Genomic DNA, 25839 nt, shown 5'->3' with positions numbered 1-25839 from the left:
GGTCCGCCGGGCAGATTTCCCTTACAGTTGATTTGCAGGAGGCTTTCTTATGAGCGAGCAGAGCGAGCGCAAACGCGTTATTTTGTCGGGCATCCAGCCCACCGGCACCTTTACCCTGGGCAATTATATCGGGGCAGTCCGCAACTGGGCCAAGCTTCAGGATCAGTTCAACTGCCTGTATATGGTGGCTGACCTCCACGCCCTGACCGTCCGCCAGGACCCCGCGGCCCTCCGCCGCAACACCCGCGAGGCGGCCGCCATGCTGCTGGCCGCCGGCATCGACCCGGCCCAGAGCATCCTCTTTGTCCAGAGCCATGTTCCGGCCCACACCCAGCTGAACTGGATTCTCTGCTGCAATGCCCAGTTCGGCGAGCTGAGCCGCATGACCCAGTTCAAGGACAAGAGCGCCAAGCACCCCGACAACGTCAACGGCGGCCTGTTCACCTATCCGGCCCTGATGGCCGCCGATATCCTGATTTACAACGCCGACCTGGTGCCGGTGGGACAGGACCAGACCCAGCATCTGGAGCTGGCCCGCAACGTGGCCCAGCGGTTCAACAACGCCTACAGCCCCACCTTCACCCTGCCCGAGGGCTATGTGACCAAGGAGGGCGCCAAGATCATGTCCCTGGCCGATCCCACCCACAAGATGAGCAAGAGCGACACCAACGTCAACGCCTTCATCCTGCTGACCGACGACCGGGACACCATCACCCGCAAGTTCAAGCGTGCGGTGACCGACTCGGACGGCGTGGTGCGGTACGACCCCGCCAACAAGCCCGGTGTCTCCAACCTGATCGCCATTTACCACATCTTCACCGGCAAGAGCATCGAGGAAGTGGAGCGGGAGTTTGACGGCCAGGGCTACGGCGTCTTTAAGGAGGCCGTGGGCGCGGCAGTGGCCGACGGCCTGGCCCCCATCCAGGGCGAATACGCCCGCATCCTGGCCGACAAGGCCTATGTGGACGGCGTCCTGAAGGAGGGCGCAGCGGCAGCTTCCCGCATTGCCGACCGCATGATCCAGAAGGTCTACCGCAAGGTTGGCCTGCTCCAGCTGTGAGCCAATCCGACAGAAAGAAACCCATTTCGGCCCGCGTTTGCGCCCTGTTTTGGCGCGGCGCGGGCCGTTTTGCGCTTTTGCGGCAGGGGATGCGGTTTTGTGCGGTGAAAAACGCTTTGGTTCGCTCTTTTTCTCCATAAGGGGCGGCAAAGCGCCCCGCCCGAAAGTATTTCTTGTCGAACAAAGACGGAATTCTTGACGAATGCTGTTCCTTCCTGTATACTGGAAAAAACAGGAAAGAACCGGTGTTTGCGCCGCGTCGGCGCCCGGTCCCTTTCTGAAGGGATAGGTCGCGAATGATCGCGCAAAAAGGAGAACGACATGAAGAAAAAAAAGAGCACCGGGATCGTCCGCGGGATCGATAATCTGGGCCGTGTGGTCTTGCCCAAGGAGCTGCGCACCGCCATGGGTCTGACCGGCGACAGCAAAGTGGAGATCTTTGCGGAAAACGGTGCTATTGTCATGCGCAAATACATCCCGCCCAAGGCCTGCGCCTTCTGCGGTGCGGTGGACGATCACGCAGTGGTGTTTGAAGGCTGCTGCATCTGCCCGGCCTGCTGCGCAAAGATTGCCTCCCTGCAGCCCGGGCAAATGGTCGGGGAAGGGAGTGTGGAGCCGTGAGCGGCGTGCAGTATTATAAGATTCCCTCGGTCCGCCCCGGCGCCCGCCTCAACGTCATGGTCTGCCTGCCTGAGGGCAGGCCCCGGGCGGTGCTGCAGATGACCCACGGCATGGTGGAGTACATCGGCCGGTATGAGGAACTGGCCCGCTGGCTGGCCCAGCGGGGGATTGCGTCGGTGGGCCACGACCACCTGGGCCACGGGGGCTCGGCGGCGTCGCCGGAGGAATACGGCTATTTCGGCGAGCCAGACGGCAACCGTCTGCTGCTGGACGATATCTATGGAGTCACCCGGTGGGCCAAAGCTCTGCCCCAGCTGGAGGGACTGCCATGGTTTTTGATGGGCCACAGCATGGGCTCCTTTTACGCCCGTCAGTACCTCTGCGAACACGGGGAGGAACTGACCGGCGCCATCCTGATGGGCACCGGCTGGCAGCCCCGGATGGTGGTCCTGGCGGGCCGGGCCCTGTGCCGCCTGATGGCGGCCTTCAAGGGCTGGCATTACCGCAGCAAACTGGTGGACGGCATGGCCTTTGGCAGCTACAACCGCAGCTTTGAGCCGGCCCGCACCTCCAAAGACTGGCTCAACCGGGACCAGGCCGAGGTGGACCGCTACCTGGCCGAGGAGCGGTGCAGCTTCCGCTTCACCCTCAACGGCTATCACAGCCTGTTCACCGGCCTGGCCCGCCTGTGCGACAAAAAGCTGCTGGCCCAGGTGCCCAAAGACCTGCCCCTGCTGTTTGTGGCGGGAGACGATGACCCGGTGGGAGACAAGGGCCGCGGCGTCCGCAAGGCGGCCCAGAGCCTCCGGGATGCGGGGGTCCGGTCGGTGGAGGTCAAACTCTATCCCGGGGCCCGGCATGAGCTGCTGGTGGAGCTGAACCGCCAGGAAGTCTTTGAGGACATCGGCGCCTTTATCGAGAACAATCTGCCGGCTTGACGCAAAAAGCGCCCCCGCGTTTTAACTGACGCGGGGGCGCTGGTGTTTTTAGGATTACTTGTTCTCGTCCGGCGGGGTGAGGCCGCGGATGCGGGTCTCGCTGGTCTTGACCAGGTTCAGCAGGCTGGAAGCATAGAGGGGGAACTCCCGGGTCAGGCTCTCGGTGGTCATGGCCAGGGGCTCGGTGTCGTCCAGGCCCTCGCCATTCTTGATGCTGCCGCCCGACAGCAGGACGTTGACGTTGGCCTCGGCCATCCGCATCACGGCGTCCGAATAGCCGTTCCACTGGCCCTCGCTGATGCTGAACATGCTGGCCGAGTTGTGGGGGCCGCTGGTGTACAGCAGACGGAACATCTTGTACACCGACATCATCAGGTAGGTGCTGATCTCGGTGACCAGGGCCTTGTTGTGGCACTGGCCCACCTTGGCGTAGAGGACGTTCAGGCTGTTGGAAATCAGCTTTTTGTTCATGGTGGGCAGAACGCTGCCGTGGTAGACGCTGTCCTTCATCTTGTCGGGATTGGGGATGTCGTCGGCCGTCAGGACGGCGCCGGTGCGGTCTGCGCTGCGGCCCAGCAGATAGTCGCAGGACACCCCATAGTAGTCCGCAACCCGGACCACAAAGTCCAAGCCGCATTCCCGGATGCCTTTTTCATAGTGGGACAAAAGGGCCTGGGAAATATGCAGATCCTCCGCGGCCTGTTTCTGGGTGATGCCCCGCTCGGTGCGCAGCAGCTTGATGATACGGTTGAATTCCATGAATGATCCTCCCGGGCTTTGATGGTTTCCGCATAGCCGACGAAAAAAGCCCTTTTTACCTTTCTTTCAACAACATGTTGATTATACACAAGGGAAAACGACTTGTAAAGGAAAAAATCGCCGATGTTTTGCGTGATTTTTCGTCGTTTTTGTCAAAAGACTTGCCCTGCCACCAGATATATGATACACTTAACCATATTCCCCGCCTATCTTGTGTCTGCGGCGCGCCGCGGGCGCAAAATTTTTTTGGAGCGCGGGGCTCTGGTACGAAAGAGGTGCGTTGTTTGCATGAAGACCTTTAAGCTGCATCTGATCCGCCACGGCCTGACCGCCGGCAATCTGGAGGGTCGGTACATCGGCGGCGGGACCGACCTGCCCCTGTGCGACGAGGGCCGGGCCCAGCTGGCCGAGCTGCAGGCGCGGTTTACTTACCCGGAGGTGGATACCGTCTTTTCCTCCCCGATGCTGCGGGCGGTCGAGACGGCGAACATCCTTTTCCCGGGGGCGGCCCATCAGTTTACCGTCCACGACCTGCGGGAGGCTCATTTCGGCGTGTTTGAGAACCGCCCGGTGAAAGAGCTGGTGAAGGACCCGGATTTCTCCCGCTGGATCACCCCCGGCTCCGGCTTCACCCCTGAGGGGGCTGAGCCCACGGCGGATTTCCACCGGCGGTGCGGCGAGTCCCTCCTGAAACTGTTTGAGTATATGATCCGGATGGACGTCACCGAGGCCGCCTGCGTCACCCATGGCGGCGTCATCGTCAGCATGCTGTCCCAGCACGCCCTGCCCAGCCGCCGCCCCGAACAGTGGATGGCCGACCCCGGCTGCGGCTATACCGTCCAGACCGACGTCCAGCTGTGGATGCGGGACCGGATGGTGGAGGCCATCGACATCGTGCCCTACGGCTATGCCGACACCCTGCGGGGCCAGGCCGAGACCGAGGAAAACGAATCCTACCGGTAAAACCGGGCCAAAGGGAGCGCCCTGCGCTCCTGTATCGTCAAAAAAGAAAGCGCCGCTCCCTGCCTGTCCGGCAGAGGGCGGCGTTTTTGATTTGCTGGTGCAGAAGGGGGATCAGTTGGCGGTCATCTCGGTGCCCTGGCTGTCCCGCAGGATGACTTCCTGGCCGGCTACGCTGCCCATGAGGGCGATGTAGCTGGTGCCGGGATGGATGTTCAGGGCGGTGCCGTCCGAATTGTAGATGGCGAGGGTGGAGTCCACCCCGGGCATCCAGAGGATGCTCCATACCGATCCGCCGTTCAGGTATACCCCGGCGCCCATGGTCAGATCGTATCCCCAGCAATAGCCGTCGTCCCGCAGGGAGGGGGCGCTGTAGAGAATCAGCAGGTTGTCAAAACCCGCCTGGGTGCTGGTGTTGGCGTCGGTCTGAGGGGACCCGTCCGACCGGGCCATCAGGTACTGGCCGGTGCCCTCGTCGTAGGTGAAGTGGGTGGAGCTGGAGGGAGAAAAGATCAGTTCCACCGAGGAAGCGCCCTCCTTGCCGTTGGCGGTCTCGCCGAAGGGAAGGAGCGGGGGCAGCTTGGCGGTGGATTCTCCGACGGAAGCGTCGCTGTCGGCGGACGCCGGGTCGGTCTTGGGCTGTACATGGAGGGAAACCCCGGCGCTGTCTGCCAGAGGCAGCAGGTCGGCGCCGCTGGTGGTCCAGCTGATCTGGTCGGGCTGGCCCCAGACCCCCTCATAGGTGAAGCCCTTGATCCCCAGGGAAAGAGCGTCCAGAGGGAGAACCTCGTAATAATCCTCGAAATTGGCCGCGTAGACGGTGGCGCCGCGCTGAATGGGGATTACCTGCTGGCAGGCCAGAAGCTGGAGATAGAGGTCCCGCCCCTGGGCCACCGGCCCCGTCTTGGGAACCGCCTCCAGGGAAGGGTAGACCAGACAGAGGCTGGTGGCGTTTTCCCCCTCGGTGAGGGCCTCAAAGACCACCGATGCCTCCCCGATGCCCCATTGACGGCTGGCCTCCGGGCCGTTGTCAATAAAGACGGCGGCCGGCCGCTGGCCGGGCCAGCGGGCAGCCTCGCCGGTGAGAGGATCTAGGGCAAGGGTATCCTCTTCCGCGGCAGAGCGGCTCTGCTGGGCAAACAGGGCGCAGCCGGTCAGCATCAGCACTGAAAAACAGAGGGCCGCCCATGCCAGAGTGTGTTTCTTCATGGCGAAAATCCTTCCAAAATCAGGCATTGAAGGTGAAGTAACCCTGCTCGTCCTCGTCCACGATGGCCAGATAGGTGCGGCCGCGGTTCAGGGACACCGGCTGGCCGTTGTCGGTCAGTTCCAGAGGCAGGTCGGGGGCCAGCTTGGACCACTGGCAGACCCGCACCCGGCCGCGGGTAAAGAGGTAGGCTTCGCCGCCGGCGATATACTGGACCTGCTGGACATCGCCCGAGTCGCCGGGATAGGCAGCGATGGGGGCAAAGCAGACCACCAGGTTCTCAAAGGCCAGCTGCTGGCCGTTCAATTCGTCCACAGCGGCCTCAAACTGGCCGGTGCGGGCGCTGTACATCTGCATCCGGTAGACCTTGTCGGGGCTGCTGTAGCTGAAGGCAGACTGATAGTTGGCCGAATGGCGGACGGTGACCGACCGGGCGGCCTCATAACCCTCCAGCAGCTCGATCTCGCCGGTGCGGTAGTCGGTGAAGGGGAAGAAGGTGGTGTCGTAGTTGTAGGTCAGGCCGATGGATGCGTTTTGGGCGGCCTGACGGATCTCGGGCCCCGAGGTGAACTCGGTGTGCTCATAGGCCACCACGCCGCCCCGGCTGTCCCGATGGGCCACATGGGGATGGGTGGGGGTGTTGAAGTAGCTCTTGCCGCCGATGTTCAGGCCGGAATAATTCCACTGGCTGATGTGCTGGGTGCAGAACACACTCTCGCCGTCGTGGTAATACAGACCCTGCCAGGGCATAATCAGCTGGAGGAACTGGTCCCGGCCCGAGCGCAGGGGACCCACCTCGGGGATGGCGTCTACATTGTTATAAAGGGCGCACAGGCGGCTGATGTTGCCCTCCACCTTGGACTCGATGAGGATGGAGGCCGACGACAGGCCACGGTGGGGCCGGGCGTTCTGGCGGGCGCTGTTGCAGATGTTGTTGACCATGACGCCGATGATCCGGCCGTTGCCGGTCTTGGCTTCACCGGTGAGGGGGTCGGCATCGTAGGGGGGCAACGCCGGGGCGCTGCTGGCAGCAGGCTGGGAGGAGGCAGCAGAGGAGGCGGCGCTGGAGGAAGCGGCTTCCTCCTTGCCGAACACCTTTTGCAGCCAATCCATGAAGCTGCCCTTGGTGCTGGCGCCGGTAAAAACCAGGCAGCCGGCAAAAACTGCCGAGCAGCGCAGCAGCAGACGGCGAGTGATCTTCATAAATCTATCGCTCCTTTACAGTGGTGTGGGGGACGGGGCTCCGCCCGGTGTCCTGGCGCACAGGAACGTGCAAAGCCGGGCACGCTGTATATCTCCCATTGTAACTATTTTGTTTTCCTTTGTAAAGAGGAACTTCCTGCCGCGCCGGCGGACTTTTTTGCGTCAGGTCTTGCAATTTGGCTTCAGCTGTGGTAGAATAGTCGGGCAGTATAGCACTGTGCAGTTTTTCTGCCCCCAAATATGCGCTCGTAGCTCAGTCGGTAGAGCATCTGACTTTTAATCAGAGGGCCCGGGATTCGAGTTCCCGCGAGCGCACCAAAGAAAAGCGTTGAATCGTAAGATTTGACGCTTTTTCTTTTTATGTACCCGCCCAAAGGCGGGGAGTGCACGGTCGGTGCACGGTTTCTGCACGGTCAGGCTTTTCGCAGGAGGATTTTATATCCTGTGGAATTCCTTTGCAGTTTGTGCCTGAATTTGCATCAGGTCATGAGGGCCAAGCGGAGCTGTGCCTTCACCGCAGGGTCGGCGTTATTCAACAGATCGAGCAAGGCGGACATGGAGATGGCGGTCTCACCGGCTATCTCAGACGGTTGAGCGGGCTTACCGGCTTCCTTGTAAAAGCTCTCCTCGAACTTTTGTCCCAGCTCTTTGCGGGAAGTCTGCTGGATATGGGCATAGGTATTGACCAGCATATCCGCGCTGGCATGGCCTGTCGTGCCTTGTACGGCTTTCACATCGCCGCCCGAGATCATCAGCTGGTAGGTGGCACTGGAATGCCGCAGCCCATGAAAAACGATGCGGGGAAATTCCGGGTGCGCGTCCTGCCACTTGAGGAACTTTTTGCGGATGAGGACCGGCTCCACGGCCTGACCGTTGGGCAGGCGGAGAAGCATTCCGCTGTCGTGGTAGCGTTCTGGTGCACGGGACTCGTCGGCTTTTAACTGTTCCAGCCAGCATTTCAGTTCCTCCCGGAGAGCGGCGGTCAGGAAGATGATCCGGCGAGATGCATCTGTTTTGGTGCTTTTTAGAATCAGAAGGGTCTTGCTGCCCTCCCGCTTGTCCTCAAAGGCTTTTAACACACAACTGTCGCCTACTTGGCTTAGAGATTCTTTCTGTACCCGCTGCATCGACTTGTTGACTGAAAAGGTGCCGACCCCGCCGGCGGCGTCAAAGTCGATGTCTTCCGGGGTAAGCCCTGCCACTTCGCCTTCCCGCAGTGCGCCAACCAGAGTCAGGTGGACCGCCAGATGAAGGATAGGGTCCTCCATGCTGGCGAGGGCCGCCCGCATTTCCTCAACGCTCCAGATGCTCCGCTCCTGGGTAGTCTTTTTGGGGCCTTCCAGAGGGACGGGGCTTTTCAGTAGAATGCCCCACTCCACCGCATAGAGGAATGCGGTGTGCAGCAATCGGTGGACCTCATGGATGGTGGTACCGGAAAGCAGCCGCTGCTTTTGTTTGGGGGTCAGCTTCTGCTTTTTGCCTTCGATATACTGGCCGCAAGGCGTCTTGCTCAGAGTGCTGTACAGGTTCTCCAAGTGATAAGGCTTGAGCTTCTGCATCTCCATGTTTCCGATATAGGGAACAATAAGGTTTTGGATGGTGGACAGATTGGACTGATAAGTCTTGGGTGCCCACTTATGCTTGCTGCACTGTTTGGGCAGCCAGTCCATCAGGAACTCACCGACCGTTACCGTTGAAGGGATCAGGAAGGTGCCGCTGGCCAGCTCGTGCTCGACCTGCTTTTTGCGGTTCATCGCCTCCTCTTTGGTGGAGAAACTTTCCCATTTGTCGCAGCTTTTGCCGTGCTCGTCCTGGTAGGTGTAGCGGACGCCATAAGAGCCGCCGCGTTTGGTGATATATGCCATAACTGCCTCCTTGTCAGGCTGCCCGGAACAGCCAGGCGTGAAAACTGTCCTTGGGGACGCGGATGCTTCCGCCTACCCGTAAGACACGGAACTCGGTGGTGCTGTTGCACAGGTTATAGGCAGAGCGCAGGCTGATGGCCAGCATCTGCGCCACCTCCTCCACCGTGTAGACACAGGCTTTCCGTTCGGGCTGTTTCAGGTCAGAGTTCGGAGACTTGACGGCATTGTTTTGGGTGACTGATTCCATTGTACCGGTTTCGGGGGTGTTTTGCAAGGTTTCTGAGGTGAAATTTGTGGGTGTGTTGTTATTTTTCTTCATTGGCATTCTCCTTTTCATGGTTCAAAGTTCGGCAGTACGCTGGGCGGCTTTGGGCCTCCTGAATTCGTCCAAAACCTCTTTCGGTATCCGTTCCAGCAATGCCAGAGCATCCTCATAATCGCGCCGGAGCTGTGCGTCCCGCAGCTCCTTGAGGACGCTGGTTTTGGTGGCGGCTTCCAGAGATTGCTCCAACTCGGCGGCCTTCTTTTTCAGTTGCTTGTTCTCTGTGGCCGTCTCGGTGAAGGCTACGTTGTACTTCTTGAGCTGAGTGTGCATCTTCTCCACAGCCGGGATATAACCGTCCAGCAGTTTGGAGATTTCGGCGGCCCGCTTTTTGCTATTAAGAGGCCCGATGCCGGTAAGCAGTTCCTCCAACTTCTGGCGCTGCTTGTTGAGGCGGGTCATCTCCTTGAAAATGCGGGGTGGGATGTGGTCGCGTCCCGTCTGGCTTGCGCTCTCGCCGCGCTCCAGGTCGGGGTATTTTTGGACCACGTGTTCCCAGAACTTGTCCTGCCACCAGGTCAGCTTCTTTTTGTTGCCCACGATCTCCTTGGCACTCAGGCGGCCGTCTGCGGTCAGCGGAACAAAAGAAAGGTGCATATGGGGCGTTTTCTCGTCCATATGCACCACGGCGGAGATGATCGTTTCTCTGGATTGGTATTGCTCGAAGAAGCAGAGCACTTCTTCAAAGTAGCGCCGGACTTCGGGCAGCTTCTTGCCTTTGAAAAACTCCGGCGTAGCGGTGAACAGAACCTCCACCACCCGGACGCTGTCTGTTCGGGTACGGCATCCGGCAGCCTGGATTTGATTCTCGGCCTCTGCCCTATACCTGCCGGTTGGCTCGATCAGGTGGAAGTTGTACTTGCTGCGGGAGCGGTCAATATCAGGGTTGCTGGCGTACTTTTCTTTAGTACGCTCGTTGTGGGCTTCGATGTTGGATATCTCCGGCCCCTTGTACTTGGCGAAGCGCATGATGGCATATTGTGGTTGGCTCAAGGACGGCCCTCCTTTTTGGCAATTCAATCATATTGGTGACGGGCATAGTACAAACTCCTTTCTTTTGGATGGATGAGCTTCGATTACAAAAGTGGTGCTGGACAAAATGTCCAGCACCAACCAAACTAAAATCAAGTGTTCATTTTGACCACTTGATTATTGATACATCCTCTTTTATCAGTTGGTCAAAATGACCAACTGATTTATATAAGGGGATAGAAGGTGTTCCATCTCAAATCAAGTTCTCAAAATGGGAACTTGATCGGAGAGGAGTGGCCTGGGTCATTTTGACCCAGGCCACTTCAGTGTCATAAAGGATTGCGTATATAGCACGTTTTGGGCTTTTCGCTATGTACGTGCGTACGGGGGGGTTAGTGCGTACATAGCGGTGAAAGGTGAACATCTCGGCATTCCAGAAAATCAACGGACAAAATCTGTCCGTTGATTCTTTTACATCAACTCGAACTTCTATTGTGCAAGATCAAGTGGTCAAATTGACCACTTGATTACAAGGATTGGACCAAAGCAGATGCACTTCCGAAAAGATCCACTGCCACTAAAGCCGAGTTGCCACCGTGAAAATTTGATCAACTCAGTGTGGTAGTGGACAAAATGCCCACTACCACTTTAGCCTTATAAAGGATTTGCGTATGTGGCGTGTTTTAGGATTTTCGCTATGTACGTGCGTGTACAGACTTCGTACATACGTACATAGCAAAAAGGCGAAGTGCTCCCATATACATGATTTTGGCTGTTCCCAAAATGGGAACAGCCACTTCAATTTCGTGAATCAGAACTCGAGCGTCAAATCAAGAGATTCTGGTAGTGACCAATTTGGTCACAGCCACTTCAAGGGAGTAACAAACGGTTACACTCTCTGGAGCCTTATGCCGGATGCGTCTGTACTGGCCTCGTACATACGTACATAGCAAAAAGGCCAAGTTCTCCCATATACAGTTTTATCCCCAGGAAGAGGTAGGCATCTCCGGCCGGACCAGGGCTTCAATTCCCAGGTAGCCCCATACACGGCGGCCTGCCGAGTTGACAATATTGTTGGTGTGCTCCAGGTTGTACTTTTTCAGATTGGCGATCAGGTTATCGCTGAAGCTCCGGGCTTTCAGGGGTACCAGGTTGTTCTCCTCACACCACATCTTATAAATGGCGTAAAGGTCTTTGGAGCTGATACAGGCATCCGCCTTGAGCCAGATATAATCTTCTGCCTCCATGAAGTCGAAGAAGTTGTTGCTGTCCCGCTTGACAAGCTCCCGGTTGCGCCGGGCGCGGTCGCTCTCGGTGAACTTGAAGTCGTTTCGAACGAGACGCCGCAACCCTTCAAAGGCCCACAGGAAAATTCCTTCGGCCTCAGCAGCCATCTTCTCGGCGATATTCGGGTCATCTGCCCGGTCGGCGGGCTTGTCCCTGGTGGTCAAGACCAACTGTCGCCGGTAGAAGCCGTCCGAGCGATCATACAAGGCTTGTAAGTCTCCGTTGCTGAAGGCCAGCAGCCTGGCATACATCCAGCCCTGGTAGCTCTGTTTGCCCTTCCGTTCCAGGTCCATCTGGCCCTGGGCCGTGACAATGGACTTGACGTAATTGGTTTGCCGCAGAGCCTCCATCCGCATATCGTCATCCACGCAGAGCAGGATGTGCTCGAGATCGGCCCGGGCAAAGCGGTTTTCTGATATTTTGCCGATGCTGCCGTCTTTCATATTGGTGCCGAACAGACTGGACAACACCACGCCGATCTGGCTTTTGCCCTCACCGCCGCGGCCCTTGAGGACCATCATCCTCTGGCCCTTATTGCTGGGGATAAGGCAGTACCCGATAAATTCTTGAACCGTGGGAATATCTTCGGGGTAGAGCAGGGCGGACAGGAACCGCAGCCAGTGGACAGGCTGGGCCACTGCGGGGTTATACCGAACGGGAAGCCGGTTGCGGACCACTTCCGGCTTGCCCTCCTGAAAACTTCCATCCAAGTGCAGGGTTCCATTGGCCAGGTGGATGCAGTTGGTGACTGGACGGAAGTTATCCACCTGGGCAGAAAGCTTGAGCAAGTCCAGGATATTGCCCACCTTGCGGGCTACGTTGCTGCTGGCATAGTCCCGCAGCTCCTCATAAATCATGCTGCGCAGAGGCATTTCGTCGGTGACACGGCCATCTTCGGTAAAGAAAGAGCCGTTGCAGAAAATGATTTTGTGTGTGGACATGAAGGTCTCACAGAAAACCGCTTCGTTGATTCGATGCCCTTCTTCCAGCCAAACTGGGTCGTTGGAGCTGGGCCGGTAGGTTTTGCTTTTCATGCGACCTCCTTTGCTTTGAGGGTGTCCAAGCGGGCTTCCATTCTGGGCAGAAGTTGACCATCCAGCAGGCGCTTGGCAGCGGCCGCCTTCTGGGAGGGCGGCCCAAAAGCCAGACAATCCATAAGGTCATCTACGACATCCAACATGTGCAAAGCTTCCACGAAGCGCTCGTTCAGCGGTTCCTCCGGGGAGAGGGGAGCAAACTCTGTCTGCCACTGGGTCAGCAGGTCGCGGTAGTCATGGAGGACCCGTAGACAGTAGGCAATATCCTCTTGCTGGGTATCGAAAATGGCGGTGAGCGGCTTGGGCAGTGTAACCGCGCCGGATGGGGGCTTGTCCGGGCTGAGGTCAAAATCCTGAACCAGTTTCCGGGCAGCCTGTAGGCTGCTAAGGTCGAATATGTGGGCGGTGAGGTCGATCACGTCGCCGGTGGCTCCGCAGCCGAAACAGTAATAATAGGCGTCGTTCAGCTTCATGCTGGGGGTGTGGTCCTCATGGAAGGGGCACCGGGTCATCCCGGTGGTCGTGATGGGCAGGCCGTACAGGGCCGCGGCCTGCTTGACAGTGATAGATTCTTTTACTGTCTTAAAAAGAATCATTTACACCTCGCAATCTTAACAGGGTGAGGGCACACGGTGCCTTGCCGTGTGCCCGGTCGGATAAAGTTTGCCGGTCCTCCCTCATCGCTTCTGGCAGGCAACCACTCATCTCTGAGGGCGCTGTGCCATCCCTTTCGGGCGCTCGCTCCGGGTGGAGGTCGTGGCGGTTTGGGCGGTGAGGACGGTCATTCAATTTTACATTGGAGACAGTATAACAGAAAATCCAGAGCTTTCCCGTATGTCCAAGAGGTTGGAAATTTGCCTCAAAACCCCTCGATTTCCACGCTCTTGGACAAAACAGCATTAATATGGTATACTAAAATGATAAATCGCCAACCCACCCATCGGATGGAGGTAAGAAATGCATACAAAGCTGACGTTAGGCGAACGCCTCAAGGACCTGCGCATTGAACGGGGCTGCACTCTGGAGGAACTGGCAGCTCAAACGGGCCTGTCAAAAGCGGCCCTTGGCAAGTATGAGACAAATGAATCAGGGGACATAAGCCTGTTTGCCATCACTAAGCTGGCGGGTTTCTATGATGTGATGACAGATTACCTTTTGGGTCTGGTGGAAAACAAAAATCGCTCAGACGCAGTCCTTGCGGACTTGCATCTGAGCGATGAAGCAATAGAAATGCTAAAAAGTGGAAGGATAAACAACCGGCTTTTCTGTGAGCTTATTACCCACCCGGAGTTCCCGCGCCTGATGGCGGATATGGAGATTTATGTGGACGGTATGGTGTCTATGCAGATTCGGAACCTGAACGCCTTGCTGGAATCGGTACGAACCTCAATCGTGGAGAAGTACGACCCGAAAGAGGACAATACTCTGCGGGCATTGAAGGCAGCGCAGATCGACGAAGATGAATACTTTGCCCGTGTTGTGAGTAATGATGTGGAGCGAATTTTGACTGACCTCAAACAGCAGCATTCCAAAGATACGTCCAGTGCGTCGGTGGAGTCTCCTTTAGCCGAATTCAAGGAATCTTTAGAGGAAATCTCACAGGTCAAGGGCAGCAAGGTTGAAAAGCTGATGATGCTGTTTTGCAAGCAGAACCAAATCAATTACAGCAAACTGACCGACAACGAGAAACATTGGCTGGTAGAGATTTGCAAGAAATCCAATCTGCTCAAAGGTGGGGCCAGCCAGAGAGGAAAACGCTCAAAGAAATAGGACGGCCACTGCGGCGGGGCTTGTATACCTTTGCTCCGCAGAGGGCGAAAGGCTGGCAGACGGGTGCAATTTGCACCATCTGCCAGCCTTTCATTTTGGTGGGTTTCATCGCCTGAACAGGAAATGCAGAGTATGCTTCTGCTGCCCTCTCCTTCGCAAAGGTATAACACACTAGACTTTGCAAGCAAAGTCGTGTGCCACGAAACCCCGGCGCGGTTTCTTTGGATTCTTCCGGCTGCAACGGGCGGCAAGCGGTTCTTTGCGCATTGCCGGGCAGCTACTCCATAAATGAGTAGCCGTCGCAAGGATGGAGAGGACCGTGGGGCAAAAGAAAACACAAAGCGGTCCAATTTATGACCCGGCATCTTTGCTAAAATGGCATCTGTCACCTTGAGCCGCCCTGTCCATTATGCTATACTGAATAAAACAGTTTGTCGAAGCGCGATGGTTTGTTCCTGTCATGTAGGGAAAAGGGGGACGTTTATGGAGCCGATCATTCTGAAGCAGAACATGACAGAAGAGGATATTAAGCTGCAATACATTACCCCTGCGTTGACTTCCAAATGGGAACGCCAAAAGATCACCATGGAGCCCCAAATTACCGATGGCAAGATCAGCCTGAAGGGTAACCTTGCGGTGCGGCAGCCTGGCAAACGGGTGGATTACCTGCTCTACCTCAGCGCAAACAATCCCATCGCAGTGGTGGAAGCAAAAGATAACAATCACCAGGTATCGGCGGGGCTGCAGCAGGCGATGGACTATGCCAAAATGCTGGATTTGCCCTTTGCTTTCAGTTCCAATGGGGACGGCTTTGCCGAGCACGATTTCCTCACCGGGGCCGAGCGGCAATTTGGAATGGATGAATTCCCCACGGAGGCCGAACTGTCCGACCGCTATAAGCGGGAATCCGGCCTGACGCCCGCTCAGGAGGCGGCCATGGCACAGCCCTATTTTTCCAGCCAGGCTACCTACCCGCCACGTTACTACCAGAGGATCGCCATCAACCGGACTGTTGACACCATCGCCCGGGGACAAAAACGGCTGCTGCTGGTGATGGCCACCGGAACCGGCAAAACCTACACCGCGTTCCAGATCGTCTACCGGCTTTTGAAGAGCGAAACGGTACACAAGGTCCTTTACCTAGCTGACCGCAATATGCTGGTGGATCAATCCATCGAGCAGGACTTTGCCCCGCTGCAAAAGACCATCCACAAGGTCAATGTGAAAAAGGACCAGAAAAACACCGTCACATCCTATGAGGTGTATTTTTCCCTGTACCAGCAGCTGGTGGGCGATGACGACCAGGAACACTTCAGCGAGCTGTTCGCACCGGATTTCTTCGACCTGATCATCGTAGACGAGTGTCACCGAGGATCGGCCAAGGAGGAAAGCCGCTGGCGGCGGGTGCTGGAATATTTTTCGGATGCTGTGCAGATCGGCATGACCGCCACCCCCAAGGAAACCAAGTACATCTCCAACCTCAGCTATTTTGGCGAGCCGGTCTATACCTACAGCCTGAAAGAAGGCATCGAGGACGGCTTTCTTGCGCCGTTCAAGGTCATCAATGTCATGACCAACATTGGGGAGGGCTGGCGGCCCCGAAGGGGGCAGTTGGACATTTATGGCAATGAGATTCCCGACCGCATCTATACCAACAGCGACTACGACTACAACATCATTATAGAGGACCGCATCCGCGAAGTGGCCCAGGAGATCACCCGATACCTCAAGAGCACCGACCGGATGGCCCGCACCATTGTGTTCTGTGCCACCGAGGATGCAGCCCTGCGCATGCGGGATATGCTGGCACAGCTGAATCAGGACATGATGAAACAGAACCCGGACTATGTGGTGCGGATCACCGGCAGTGATGATGTGGGAAAGAGTAAGTTGGACTATTTCCGCTCTACAACGGAGAAATATCCGGTGATTGCGACAACCTCCAAACTGCTGTCCACCGGGGCCGATATCAAAATGACCAAGCTGATCGTGCTGGATGAGATGATTGGCTCAATGACCGAGTTCAAGCAGATCCTTGGGCGGGGCACCCGCCTGCGGGAAAAAGAGGGCAAGACTCATTTCGCCATGATGGATTTCCGCAACGTCACCCGGCTGTTTGCTGACCCCGACTGGGACGGCCCTCTGGAGATCGACGAGGAATTCGGAACAGCCAAAGGACAAGGGAAGGACCTGCCCCCGCAGGAAAAAGCGCCGGGCAAGGATGATCACGACGGCAGCGCAAAGCTGCCTACCCCCATCGTGGACGAAAACGGCTGTAAGGTCCGTATCATTCAGAAAACTGTTTCCATCTACGACACCGACGGCAAACTGCTGCGTCAGGAAAGCATCATAGACTATACCAAAGAAAACATCCTTGGCCGGTATGCCTCTCTGGACAACTTCATCCACCAATGGAGCACGCAAGACAAGAAGGAAGCCATCCGCGATCTGTTGCGCCAGCGGGGCATTGACTTGGAACAGGTGAAAGCAGAGCAGGGGATGACCGATGTGGATGACTTCGACTTCATCTGCCATGTGGCCTTTGACAGGAAGCCCCTGACCCGCAGGGAGCGGGCCAACAATGTGAAAAAGCGGGACTTCCTGAGCAAGTACAGCGGCGCGGCCCGCCAGGTGCTGGAAGCGCTGCTGGACAAATACTGCAACATCGGCATCTATGAGATTGAGAAAACGGAGGTCCTCAAGCTGGACCCCTTCCTCAAGATGGGCAAGCCCGCCAAGATCGCAAGCTATTTTGGCGGACGGGACGGCTACCGCCGGGCAGTCAAAGAATTGGAAAAAGAAATTTATGCTGAGCCAAAGGAGGTAGGATAAAAGATGAAGAAAATGACGCATTGGCACGTTGGTGTTTCGGCCGAAGCATTTGCGGCAGCGCAATTTGCAAGACTTTCCTATGATGTATCGGTCCAATATGGTGCGAACCAGCCCGAATACGACCTGATTGTAGTTTCGGGGGAGAAAATGCTGAAAATATCAGTCAAAGGCAGTCAGGATGGAGCTTGGAGTTTGACACAGACCTTCAAGAAGGGACGCAGTTATCACGAGGCAGCACAGGAATGGCTAAACAGACATCATAAAAAGACTATCTTCTGCTTTGTGCAATTCCAAAACACCGATGCATTCGAGATGCCAAGAATGTATTTGGCCTCTCCAGAAGAAGTGGCAGAGATACTCTGTAAAGAAGCCGGAGGCCGCGGTGAAAGCATCCTCTACGAAAATCATACATGGGGGCCAAAAGCATCGGCCTACGGAACGGTGGACAAGTTGCCGGACGAATGGCGCTTTACTGAAGTGCGCGTAGAAGAAATGTTTGAACGATATGGACAATGATGAGGTTATTTGACGCATGAGCAATTTAACAGGATTTGTCAAGCGGCTGCGGGATATTATGCGCAACGATGCCGGCATCAACGGCGACGCCCAGCGTATCGAGCAGATTGCCTGGCTGCTGTTTTTGAAGGTGTACGCCACCAAAGAGGCGGACTGGGAATGGGAGGACGAGAACTACCAGTCCATCATTCCCGAGCCCTGCCGCTGGGAAAACTGGGCCGCCCAGAAAAACGGAAAAGAAATGACCGGGGACAAGCTGCTGGATTTTGTCAACAATACCCTGTTCCCGACGTTGAAAAACCTGCCGGTGGATGCCGATACCCCCATCCGCAAGGCCATTGTCCAGACCACCTTTGCCGACGCCAACAACTACATGAAGGACGGCGTCCTGCTGCGGCAGGTCATCAATACCATTGACGAGCTGCACTTGGACGACTACGAGGAAAGCCACGCTTTCGGCGAGATTTACGAGACCATTCTGAAGGAGCTGCAAAGCGCTGGGACGGCTGGCGAATTCTATACGCCCCGTGCCGTCACCGACTTTATGGCCCGGATGATCCGCCCCAAAATCGGGGAGCGGATGGCGGACTTTGCCTGCGGCACCGGCGGTTTTCTGACCAGCTGGCTGAAGGAGCTGCACAAGCAGGTCAGGACCACTGAGGACGAGGCGGCTTTCAGTAATTCCGTCTATGGCATCGAGAAAAAGCAGTTCCCCTATATGCTCTGCATCACCAACCTGCTGCTGCACAACCTGGACAACCCCCAGGTCTACCACGACAACACCCTGCTGCACGACGTGCTGGACTACACCCCGGAGGACTGCTTCGACGTGGTTCTGATGAACCCGCCCTACGGCGGCAGTGAAAAGGCCGACGTGAAAAGCCACTTTCCCGCCGACCTGGCCAGCAGCGAGACCGCCGACCTGTTCATGTCGGTGATCATGTACCGGCTCAAGCCCGGCGGCCGGGCGGCCGTCATCCTGCCCGACGGCTTTTTGTTCGGCACTGACAACGCCAAGCTGAACATCAAAAAGAAACTGCTGCATGAATTCAACCTGCATACCATCATCCGTCTGCCGGGCAGCGTCTTTTCCCCCTATACCTCCATCACCACCAATATTTTGTTCTTTGATCGCACCGGCCCCACCCGCTCCACCTGGTTCTACCGGCTGGATATGCCCGAAGGGTACAAGCACTTCAGCAAGACCAAGCCCATGAAGCTGGAACACTTCGCCCCGGCGGAAGCGTGGTGGAACGACCGTCAGGAGCTGACGGTGGACGGCTTCGACAAGGCCCGGCAGTTCACCGTCCGGCAGCTGGAGGAAGAGCTGGGCTACAACCTGGACCAGTGCGGCTATCCCCACGAGGAAGAAGAGATCCTGGCCCCGCTGGACCTGATCCACCGCTACGAGGAGCAGCGAGCCTCGCTGAACGCCGAGATCGACCGCGTCCTGGCCGAGATCACCGCTGCCCTGGGAGGTGCCGCCGAATGACCCCGCAGGAACTCAAAAACAGCATTTTGCAGCTTGCCATTCAAGGCAAACTGGTGGAGCAGCGCCCCGAAGAAGGCACCGCCCAGGAGCTGTACGCCCAAATCCAGGCCGAAAAGCAGCGGCTGATCAAAGAGGGTAAAATCAAAAAAGAAAAGCCCCTGCCTGAAATCACCGAGAATGAAAAACCATTTGACATCCCCGATGGGTGGATGTGGGTGAGGCTGGGGGATATTTCAAGCTATGGGCAACGAAAAGAAAAAATATCGGCATCTGAAATCACAGATAACATGTGGTCATTGGACTTGGAAGATATTGAAAAAGAATCTGGTAAAATCGTTTCTTTTTGCAAAGCATCTGAACGAAAAATTACTGGTGACAAAGTAAGATTTCATAAAGAACAGATTCTTTATAGTAAGTTGCGGCCTTATTTGAAAAAAGTTCTTGTAGCGCCAGCTGACGGAATATGTTCATCTGAAATAGTGCCGTTTTATCTATATGGCAAACAAAACTTATACTACTGGGTATGTGTACTAAAGTCTCCCTATGTGGATTCCCTTATAAACTCTGTTACATATGGGGTAAAAATGCCCCGTGTGGGAACTGAAACAATGTTAAATCTCGTTGTCCCGCTCCCACCCCTCGCCGAACAAAAGAGCATCGTCGCCAAAATCGAAGAACTCCTGCCCCTGGTGGACCGCTACGAGCAGGCATGGACTAAACTGGAGGACTTCAACCGCCGTTTCCCCGAGGATATGAAAAAATCCATCCTCCAGCAGGCCATCCAGGGCAAACTGGTGGAACAGCGTCCCGAAGAAGGCACCGCCCAGGAGCTGTATGAACAGATACAGATCGAGAAACAGCGGCTTATTAAGGAAGGCAAACTCAAAAAAGAAAAACCCCTGCCGGAGATCACAGAGGAGGAGAAGCCCTTTGAGATACCCGAGGGGTGGATGTGGGTGAGAATAGGAGATGTTGTTTCCAAAATTACAGATGGAACACATCATTCTCCACCCAATTCCGAAGATGGCGAATATAAATATATAACTGCAAAAAATATAAAGGATTCTGGGATTGACCTGAAAAACATCACATATGTTTCAAAAGCTATTCACGATGAAATTTATTCCAGGTGTAATCCGGATAAGGGTGATGTTTTACTAATTAAAGATGGCGCGACAACCGGAGTGGTAACTGTAAATAATATTGAAGAACCATTTAGTATGCTCTCTAGTGTGGCTTTACTTAAACTTACACATGGAATATTTGCTTGGTATTTGGTATATGTGCTAAGATCAAATCTGTTCTATAAAAATATACGATCTCAAATGAAAGGAACAGGTATTACACGTATTACATTAAAACAAATTGTACCATTAGCGATACCTCTGCCGCCATTTGATGAACAAAAACGTATTGTAGAGAGGCTGGAGGAGCTACTGGCGGTGTGCGAGAGGTTGAAGCAAAAATAGGTGGGGGAGACAATGTCATTTGAAGAAATAACGTCAATAGAAATACACAGCGCAAATGATATTATTGATTTTGTGAAAAGCAATTCATTGAAAAAATATCATGCCAATACAAATGATATGACATGGTATCGAGGACAGGGTAACTATAATTGGAAATTAGAACCTGCTGTATATAGAGATGGTAAATTTCAAAATGAATCGGTCTATATTAAAGAATTAGAAAGGAGGAGACCAGCGGATTTTGCATTTGATAACAATTTTGACAAGCTGGTAAAAATGCAACATTACGGGTTGCCTACACGATTGTTGGATATAACAACGAATCCACTTGTTGCATTATACTTTGCGTGCCAAAATGAAAGGGATGCAGATGGCGCGTTTTATTATTTTTCAACTCCAACATTTTGGGAAGATAACTGGGCCGTAAAAATTGTTGTAGATTTTGTTTTCGAGCCAGAAACGTGTATTGAGAGTTTGGTAAGGAGAGAAAAAAAGCGAATGCCATTTTTATGCGATTTAAGTGATAAGGATGCTGAGAGTTCAATATGGCATTCGCTTTTTGTTCCTGCGCACGCAATATTGCCTAGAATGACAAATCAAAGAATTATCCAACAGAGCGGCGGATTTTTGCTGTTTGGTATGTCTTTGGAGAAGGTGGAAGTGAGTGATAACATAGGAAATTATGGAAAAAGATTTATGAGCTTGCTTCCCTTGAATGAAAACCAGCAAAAAATGATATGCCCGGTAATAAAAAAACTGAAAATTCCTAAAGAGTATAAAACAAATATTATAAAAGAACTGGATCTCTTAAATATAAATGAAGGTTTCCTTTTCCCTGAATTAGAATATCAAGTTAAAAGTGTGATAACCTCGATTGAAAGTACATAATTTAATAAAAGGATTATCACCCAAAACAATGCCGTCAAGTCATTTGTGTGTGAATTGCTTCGGAGTTTCTAAAAACACCTTGCACGGTTTTTGCACGGAATCTGCACGGTTTCAGAGCTGTACACTGGTTGCAACAGGTGCAAAATCTGCCTTTTGATGCAAAACAAAAAGTTGAATATCGTGCGTTGATACGTCATTAAATTGCGATAAATCGAGAAATCCAAGGTGGATGATTGACGCACGGGTTGCGCTTTTAATCAGAGGGCCTGGGATTCGAGTTCCCACGAGCGCACCAAAATCCCACGATAAATCGCAAGATTTATCGTGGGATTTTTCTTTTTTCAGGCCGCTGCACATTTCTGCACATTTTCTGCACATCGGCGGGGAAGAGCCTGCACCCTCTGCATAGGCTGCATGGGGTACACCCGGGCGATTCGTCCATGAGATTTTAAGCGAACAGGAGACGGGCAAATTCCCGTTTTTGTTCGGGTTTCATCTGCCGGACCAGCTCCAAAAGGCTCTCTGCGGTCATTCCGGCGGCCTCAGCCGGGGCAGTTGGGGCGGCGGGAGAAGAAGCCTCCTTATAAAAATTGGCCTCGATCTTTTCCGCCAGCTCAATCCGGGGCTTGTCCTGGGTGTGGGCGTAGGTGTCCATCAGGATACCCGCGGTGGCGTGCCCAGTGTTTCCCTGAACCGACTTGAAGTCGCCCCCGGACTGCATCAGCTGATAGGTGGCGCTGGAGTGGCGCAGCCCATGAAAAACGATCTTCTCGAATTCAGGGTGCTTGTCCCGCCACTCCCGGTACCACTTGGATAGAGCTTCCGGGGCAACCGGCAGGCCGTTGGGAAGCCGGAACAGCTGCCCGCAGTTGCGGTAGCGGCCGTCAGAGTTAGCCTCGTCCTCCTTGAGTTTTTCAAGCCAGGCCAAAAGTTCATCCTTTAAAGGTTTGGTCATGTACAAAATACGTTGAGACTTTTTGGTCTTTGGCTTTTTCAGAATCAAAGAGGAAGTGCTGCCCTCCCGCTGGTCAGGGAACACATAGAGGATTTGGCTGGGGTCGGTCTTTTCCATGGCCACCTTGTCGGTGCGCTGCATGGAACGCCGCACCGTAACCGTTCCGCGTCCGTCGGCGGCCTCAAAGTCCAGATCTCCCGGCTGCAAACCGAGGATTTCACCGACTCGCAGCGAAAGGATCATACTCAGGTGAACCGCCAGATGCAGAGCGGGGTCCTCCATGGTCTGAAGGGCTGCCAGCATGGTGTGCTCGTCCCAGATGGTGCGTTCTTCCGAGGTGAACTTGGGTGCCTCGCGGGGAACAGGGGATTTGTGGATCAGCTCCCATTCGACCGCATAAGAAAACGCCGTCTTGAGCAGCGCGTGAACCTCGTGGATTGAGGCGGCGGTAAGGTGACGTTTCTTCTGCTCCGCACTCAACTTTTGCTTTTTGCCCTGCTTGTACAGGCCTTTGGGGGTCTGGCTCAGGGTGGTGTAGAATTGTTCCAGATCAAAGGTGCGTACATTCTGCACCTGTAATCCCCCAATGTAGGGGACGATCAGATTCTGCACCATTGCAACCGTATGCGTGTAGGTCTTGGGTGCCCACTTGTGCTTGCTGGACTGAATCGGAATCCATTTTTCCAGCAGTTCCTGAACCGTCATGGAATCGGGGATCAGGAAGGTGCCATCCTGCAATTCCTTTTCAATCGTGATTTTTCGTTCGGAGGCTTCCTTCTTGGTCTTGAAGGACTCCCAGCCTTCATGTTTTTTGCCTCGGTGGTCAATATAGGTGTATCGGACGGAATAAGCGCTTCCGCGCTTCATAATGGATGCCATGGCTGAACCCTTTCTCAGAGGGCGGCAAACCAGGCGTCGAAGCTCTGCCGGTTTACACGGATGCTGGTGCCGATGCGAACCACCCGGAAATCCCTGGTGGTGTTGCACAGGTTATAGGCAGCGCGGGGAGAGATGGCCAACAGCTGGGCGATCTCCTCCACCTTGTAAACGAGAGGATCGAGTCTAGCTGCACGCGGTCTGCTTTGAGGTTCCACGGCAGGGTTTAGAGACATCTCCATTGTACTGGATGCAGGAGTGGATTGCAAGGTTTCACAGGCAAAATTCACGGTGTTCTGAGTTGTTTTCAAATGCACGCTCCTTTTTTCTATCTTGACCGGCAAACCATCCCAGGTGGATGATTTTCAATCCGGCCAGATTGATGTAACAGCCGAAGCTGACAGTTCAGCTCCGGCCCTTTTTGCCTGTGAAATTTTTTGTGCAGGAATTCAAAAATACCCGCCCGATCCGCCCTCCCGCCCGGATGCGCCCGGAAACGCCCTCTCGGGCAGATTCTAGGGCGGCAAAGCGGGCGGACGAGAATTTGAAAAACAGACGATAATGCAATAAAAATTAGATCTGTTGCCAGAGACCGGGCGCGTAGGGCGGGAAATTTTCACTTCCCGGAGATTTTTTAATTCAGGGCGCAATCCGGGCGGACTGACACGCCCTTATAGCCCCGGTACTCGCCCCCGATGTGCTTGGAGAAGGTAAGGCCATATTTGCCCGCGCTCTTGAAAAGGAACTGGCTGAACCGTTTCTGAGAGACAGGCGTCTCCAGGTTCTCCACGCACCATCTGGAATAGGCGCAGAACAGATGGGTGGACCGAGCCGCCCCATCTTCGGAAAACCGGAGATACTTGGCCGAGGCCATGAACTGGTCCAGGTTGTTCCCGTCTGCCATGACGGCCTCCAGATTCTTCCGGGTTCGTTCGCTGAGAGTGAAGCGGTACTGGTTGGCCAATAATCGTTTGAGTCCTTCCAGCGCCCATAGGAAAATCCCCGGCAGTTCGGCAGCCATCTTGTCAATCAGAAAAGGATCGTCCACCCGGTTAGGGTCACGATCCTTCACCGAAATCAAAATTTGCCGCCGCCAGAAGCCGTCGCTGCTGTCATTGACTGCGATTAGATTGCCGTTGCCGAAGCAGAGCAGCCGAACATAGAGCCGGCCCTGAGTGGCCTGTTTTCCTTTTCGTTCGATGCAGGTCTTGTCCTCGGCGGTGACGATGGACTTGACGTTCCGTGTGTCGGGCAGAGCCGTCATCTGCAAATCGTCATCCACCATCACCAGCTTGTGTTCCAAGTTGGCGCTGGCGAAGCGGTTGGTTTCCAGCCGGTGGATGGACTCCATCTGCACGGAATCACCCATCAGCTTTTTGATTACCAGTCCGATTCGGGACTTGCCCTCCCCGCCCCGGCCAGTAAGAATCATCATCTTCTGGGCCTTGGTGGAAGGGATAAGAAGATATCCCAGATACTCCTGTAAGGTTGGGATATCTTCCGGCATCAGCAGCCCATTCAGAAAATCCAGCCAGGTTTCCGGCGCTGGGGCGTCCGGCAGGTATTCCACCGGAAAGCGGTTGAGGCAGAGTTCCTTTTCGGGAACAAAGCCCCGCTCGTCCAGGTAATAGGTGCCGTTTTTTAGGTGAATCCGGTCCAGCTGAACGTCCCATTCCTCATGGTAGGTTTCCATCTTGATGGCCTCCACAATCCGTTTGGTCTTTTTGGCGGTGTCGTTGCGGGCAACTGACCGGATCTCCTGGTGGATCTCGTGGCGCAGCCGGTCCTCGTTGACTTCGCCGTCCAGATCAAATAATTTTTGGTCCAGACACATCAGGGGATGTTTTTGGAGAAACCAGGCGCAGAACGCGCCCTCCACGATTTTCCCTTTTTTGTCGATCCAGAGGATTTCTTCCTCCTCATCTTCCTGCTCATCCATTTCGTCGCGGACATCATCCTTTGTCCAGCTCATTCAACCCTCCTTGTTCCTTTTCCTGGCAGCGCTCCTCTTTACGGACGATTGCCTCCAGGTTTTGCTGTGCGGTGCTTAGTTCCATCCACGCCTTTTTCGCTTCGCGGTACGCCTCATAGAACCGGGCCTTTTCCGAGATCAACTGTTCGCGCTCGGCTTCGAGCTGTTTCAGGCTGGGCAGTTTGGTAATGTTCTGGGCCTTGAAATAAGCGGCTGCCGCCTGATACGCTGTCAGTTCAGCGCGGTGCTGTTCCCGAAACGCCTCCGGGTTCTTTGCCGTCTTGACCTGCTGAGGTAGCTTCTTGTTCTGGACATAAGCCAAAACATGGCGGCTCAGTTCCTGGTTGGCCTTGATGCGGTCCTCCAGGTCTTTCACCACCTTGCGAGCCTCGCCATACTTTTCTGCTAGTTCCTTGACATGGGCGTCCAGTTCCTCCTCGCTGTTCAAATTGTACCGGTTGAACAGCGCCAGGGATTTTGCCATTTGCTTGAGGTTGAACACCTTGGCCCAGTGCTCGTAGCCTACACCCTTGCCCGCGGCCAGCTTGGCCTGAATGTCAATCAGACGACTGATGCGGTCGGGGGTTGGATCGGAGCGGCGAAGACTGGCGGTTTTCTTCCGTTCGGCATTTTCAGCGAGAACGGCCAGAACCTTCTCTTTGGAAAAATCATCGCCCAGCTTGCGGGAGGAGATGGGCTTGGTCCGGTCGGCGGTTCGGTAGCTGAACCGCCCCCGGCTCTCACTGACGGTGACGCCATGCTCCTGCAAAAGCTGAGCGGAAAATTCCTCAAGACTCGTAGCCTTAGCCAGAACAGAACGGATTTGCCTCCGAAGGGC

21 protein-coding genes, 1 tRNA gene and 1 pseudogene are annotated in these 25839 nt (G+C 55.0%); 11 read left to right on the top strand and 12 right to left on the bottom strand.

Features of this window, described 5'->3' with window-relative positions:
• Positions 1-49 precede the first annotated feature (49 nt).
• From trpS to B5E67_RS10925, 3 genes are all read left to right on the top strand, one after another.
• Positions 50-1060, top strand: coding sequence for a tryptophan--tRNA ligase (trpS, locus tag B5E67_RS10935; protein ID WP_087366281.1), 1011 nt, complete (start codon positions 50-52; stop codon positions 1058-1060).
• Positions 1061-1381: 321 nt separating this feature from the next.
• Complete coding sequence (locus B5E67_RS10930; protein WP_087248447.1) at positions 1382-1681, top strand: AbrB/MazE/SpoVT family DNA-binding domain-containing protein; 300 nt, start codon at positions 1382-1384, stop codon at positions 1679-1681.
• Positions 1678-2619, top strand: a complete 942-nt coding sequence (locus B5E67_RS10925) for an alpha/beta hydrolase (protein ID WP_087385321.1) — start codon at positions 1678-1680, stop codon at positions 2617-2619. Before B5E67_RS10930 ends, B5E67_RS10925 begins: the two co-directional genes overlap by 4 nt.
• 54 nt (positions 2620-2673) lie before the next feature.
• Here B5E67_RS10925 and B5E67_RS10920 read toward each other — a convergent pair whose 3' ends face one another.
• Complete coding sequence (locus B5E67_RS10920) at positions 2674-3378, bottom strand: helix-turn-helix transcriptional regulator (protein WP_087385320.1); 705 nt, start codon at positions 3376-3378, stop codon at positions 2674-2676.
• A 288-nt stretch (positions 3379-3666) separates the two neighbouring features.
• On the opposite strand from B5E67_RS10920, the gene B5E67_RS10915 reads away from it, so the two are divergent.
• A complete protein-coding gene (locus tag B5E67_RS10915) occupies positions 3667-4341 on the top strand; it encodes a histidine phosphatase family protein (RefSeq protein WP_087248444.1) in 675 nt (224 codons plus the stop codon).
• A 111-nt stretch (positions 4342-4452) separates the two neighbouring features.
• Here B5E67_RS10915 and B5E67_RS10910 read toward each other — a convergent pair whose 3' ends face one another.
• Together B5E67_RS10910 and B5E67_RS10905 are read right to left on the bottom strand one after the other, a co-directional pair.
• Entirely contained in the window at positions 4453-5547 is a 1095-nt protein-coding gene (locus B5E67_RS10910) for a DUF3048 domain-containing protein (RefSeq protein ID WP_158098882.1), read from the bottom strand.
• A gap of 19 nt (positions 5548-5566) precedes the next feature.
• Positions 5567-6748: a DUF3048 domain-containing protein gene (locus B5E67_RS10905; RefSeq protein ID WP_087385318.1), complete on the bottom strand. Its 1182-nt coding sequence runs from the start codon at positions 6746-6748 to the stop codon at positions 5567-5569.
• 242 nt (positions 6749-6990) lie between these two features.
• Here B5E67_RS10905 and B5E67_RS10900 point away from each other — a divergent pair.
• A tRNA-Lys gene (locus tag B5E67_RS10900) sits at positions 6991-7066 on the top strand.
• Between the two features lie 161 nt (positions 7067-7227).
• Here the strand turns inward: B5E67_RS10900 and B5E67_RS10895 are convergent.
• The 5 genes from B5E67_RS10895 to B5E67_RS10875 all read right to left on the bottom strand — a co-directional run bounded on the left by B5E67_RS10895 (position 7228) and on the right by B5E67_RS10875 (position 12827).
• Positions 7228-8613: a site-specific integrase gene (locus B5E67_RS10895; protein ID WP_087385317.1), complete on the bottom strand. Its 1386-nt coding sequence runs from the start codon at positions 8611-8613 to the stop codon at positions 7228-7230.
• A 13-nt stretch (positions 8614-8626) separates the two neighbouring features.
• Complete coding sequence (locus B5E67_RS10890) at positions 8627-8938, bottom strand: helix-turn-helix domain-containing protein (protein WP_087231769.1); 312 nt, start codon at positions 8936-8938, stop codon at positions 8627-8629.
• A gap of 15 nt (positions 8939-8953) precedes the next feature.
• A complete protein-coding gene (mobV, locus tag B5E67_RS10885) occupies positions 8954-9904 on the bottom strand; it encodes a MobV family relaxase (RefSeq protein WP_164474873.1) in 951 nt (316 codons plus the stop codon).
• Positions 9905-10887: 983 nt separating this feature from the next.
• Positions 10888-12228, bottom strand: a complete 1341-nt coding sequence (locus tag B5E67_RS10880) for a phage/plasmid primase, P4 family (protein ID WP_087385316.1) — start codon at positions 12226-12228, stop codon at positions 10888-10890.
• On the bottom strand, positions 12225-12827 hold the full coding sequence (locus B5E67_RS10875) for a CHC2 zinc finger domain-containing protein (RefSeq protein ID WP_242956948.1): 603 nt from the start codon (positions 12825-12827) through the stop codon (positions 12225-12227). Before B5E67_RS10875 ends, B5E67_RS10880 begins: the two co-directional genes overlap by 4 nt.
• Positions 12828-13188: 361 nt before the next feature.
• On the opposite strand from B5E67_RS10875, the gene B5E67_RS10870 reads away from it, so the two are divergent.
• The 6 genes from B5E67_RS10870 (at position 13189) to B5E67_RS10845 (ending at position 21198) form a co-directional block, all read left to right on the top strand.
• Entirely contained in the window at positions 13189-14001 is an 813-nt protein-coding gene (locus B5E67_RS10870) for a helix-turn-helix domain-containing protein (RefSeq protein WP_087231760.1), read from the top strand.
• Positions 14002-14484: 483 nt separating this feature from the next.
• A complete protein-coding gene (locus B5E67_RS10865; RefSeq protein ID WP_087385314.1) occupies positions 14485-16833 on the top strand; it encodes a DEAD/DEAH box helicase family protein in 2349 nt (782 codons plus the stop codon).
• Between the two features lie 3 nt (positions 16834-16836).
• Positions 16837-17349: a hypothetical protein gene (locus tag B5E67_RS10860; protein ID WP_204246549.1), complete on the top strand. Its 513-nt coding sequence runs from the start codon at positions 16837-16839 to the stop codon at positions 17347-17349.
• A gap of 16 nt (positions 17350-17365) precedes the next feature.
• Positions 17366-18841, top strand: coding sequence for a class I SAM-dependent DNA methyltransferase (locus B5E67_RS10855; RefSeq protein WP_087385312.1), 1476 nt, complete (start codon positions 17366-17368; stop codon positions 18839-18841).
• On the top strand, positions 18838-20310 hold the full coding sequence (locus tag B5E67_RS10850) for a restriction endonuclease subunit S (RefSeq protein WP_087385310.1): 1473 nt from the start codon (positions 18838-18840) through the stop codon (positions 20308-20310). Before B5E67_RS10855 ends, B5E67_RS10850 begins: the two co-directional genes overlap by 4 nt.
• A gap of 12 nt (positions 20311-20322) precedes the next feature.
• On the top strand, positions 20323-21198 hold the full coding sequence (locus tag B5E67_RS10845; protein ID WP_087385308.1) for an FRG domain-containing protein: 876 nt from the start codon (positions 20323-20325) through the stop codon (positions 21196-21198).
• Between the two features lie 448 nt (positions 21199-21646).
• On the opposite strand, the gene B5E67_RS10840 is transcribed toward B5E67_RS10845, so the two are convergent.
• From B5E67_RS10840 to B5E67_RS10825, 4 genes and pseudogenes are all read right to left on the bottom strand, one after another.
• Positions 21647-23032 (bottom strand): site-specific integrase, encoded by a 1386-nt coding sequence (locus tag B5E67_RS10840; protein ID WP_087385306.1) that lies wholly within the window; start codon positions 23030-23032, stop codon positions 21647-21649.
• A gap of 14 nt (positions 23033-23046) precedes the next feature.
• Positions 23047-23340 (bottom strand): helix-turn-helix domain-containing protein, encoded by a 294-nt coding sequence (locus B5E67_RS10835; protein ID WP_242956946.1) that lies wholly within the window; start codon positions 23338-23340, stop codon positions 23047-23049.
• Between the two features lie 323 nt (positions 23341-23663).
• On the bottom strand, positions 23664-25001 hold the full coding sequence (locus tag B5E67_RS10830; RefSeq protein ID WP_087385304.1) for a phage/plasmid primase, P4 family: 1338 nt from the start codon (positions 24999-25001) through the stop codon (positions 23664-23666).
• A pseudogene (locus tag B5E67_RS10825) lies at positions 24982-25839 on the bottom strand (relaxase/mobilization nuclease domain-containing protein); the annotation flags it as partial. The pseudogene B5E67_RS10825 and the gene B5E67_RS10830, both read right to left, overlap by 20 nt.

It is taken from the genome of Faecalibacterium sp. An122, from assembly GCF_002160895.1.
Lineage (GTDB): Bacteria > Bacillota > Clostridia > Oscillospirales > Ruminococcaceae > Faecalibacterium.
Note: the sequence above shows the minus strand (reverse complement) of the source record. Positions and strands in the feature narration are given on the sequence as shown.

Coding starts and splice junctions, on each gene's coding strand:
- trpS (WP_087366281.1), top strand. CDS start 50: ATGAGCGAGCAGAGCGAGCGCAAACGCGTTATTTTGTCGGGCATCCAG.
- B5E67_RS10930 (WP_087248447.1), top strand. CDS start 1,382: ATGAAGAAAAAAAAGAGCACCGGGATCGTCCGCGGGATCGATAATCTG.
- B5E67_RS10920 (WP_087385320.1), bottom strand. CDS start 3,378: ATGGAATTCAACCGTATCATCAAGCTGCTGCGCACCGAGCGGGGCATC.
- B5E67_RS10915 (WP_087248444.1), top strand. CDS start 3,667: ATGAAGACCTTTAAGCTGCATCTGATCCGCCACGGCCTGACCGCCGGC.
- B5E67_RS10910 (WP_158098882.1), bottom strand. CDS start 5,547: ATGAAGAAACACACTCTGGCATGGGCGGCCCTCTGTTTTTCAGTGCTG.
- B5E67_RS10905 (WP_087385318.1), bottom strand. CDS start 6,748: ATGAAGATCACTCGCCGTCTGCTGCTGCGCTGCTCGGCAGTTTTTGCC.
- B5E67_RS10895 (WP_087385317.1), bottom strand. CDS start 8,613: ATGGCATATATCACCAAACGCGGCGGCTCTTATGGCGTCCGCTACACC.
- B5E67_RS10890 (WP_087231769.1), bottom strand. CDS start 8,938: ATGCCAATGAAGAAAAATAACAACACACCCACAAATTTCACCTCAGAA.
- mobV (WP_164474873.1), bottom strand. CDS start 9,904: ATGCGCTTCGCCAAGTACAAGGGGCCGGAGATATCCAACATCGAAGCC.
- B5E67_RS10880 (WP_087385316.1), bottom strand. CDS start 12,228: ATGAAAAGCAAAACCTACCGGCCCAGCTCCAACGACCCAGTTTGGCTG.
- B5E67_RS10875 (WP_242956948.1), bottom strand. CDS start 12,827: ATGATTCTTTTTAAGACAGTAAAAGAATCTATCACTGTCAAGCAGGCC.
- B5E67_RS10870 (WP_087231760.1), top strand. CDS start 13,189: ATGCATACAAAGCTGACGTTAGGCGAACGCCTCAAGGACCTGCGCATT.
- B5E67_RS10865 (WP_087385314.1), top strand. CDS start 14,485: ATGGAGCCGATCATTCTGAAGCAGAACATGACAGAAGAGGATATTAAG.
- B5E67_RS10860 (WP_204246549.1), top strand. CDS start 16,837: ATGAAGAAAATGACGCATTGGCACGTTGGTGTTTCGGCCGAAGCATTT.
- B5E67_RS10855 (WP_087385312.1), top strand. CDS start 17,366: ATGAGCAATTTAACAGGATTTGTCAAGCGGCTGCGGGATATTATGCGC.
- B5E67_RS10850 (WP_087385310.1), top strand. CDS start 18,838: ATGACCCCGCAGGAACTCAAAAACAGCATTTTGCAGCTTGCCATTCAA.
- B5E67_RS10845 (WP_087385308.1), top strand. CDS start 20,323: ATGTCATTTGAAGAAATAACGTCAATAGAAATACACAGCGCAAATGAT.
- B5E67_RS10840 (WP_087385306.1), bottom strand. CDS start 23,032: ATGGCATCCATTATGAAGCGCGGAAGCGCTTATTCCGTCCGATACACC.
- B5E67_RS10830 (WP_087385304.1), bottom strand. CDS start 25,001: ATGAGCTGGACAAAGGATGATGTCCGCGACGAAATGGATGAGCAGGAA.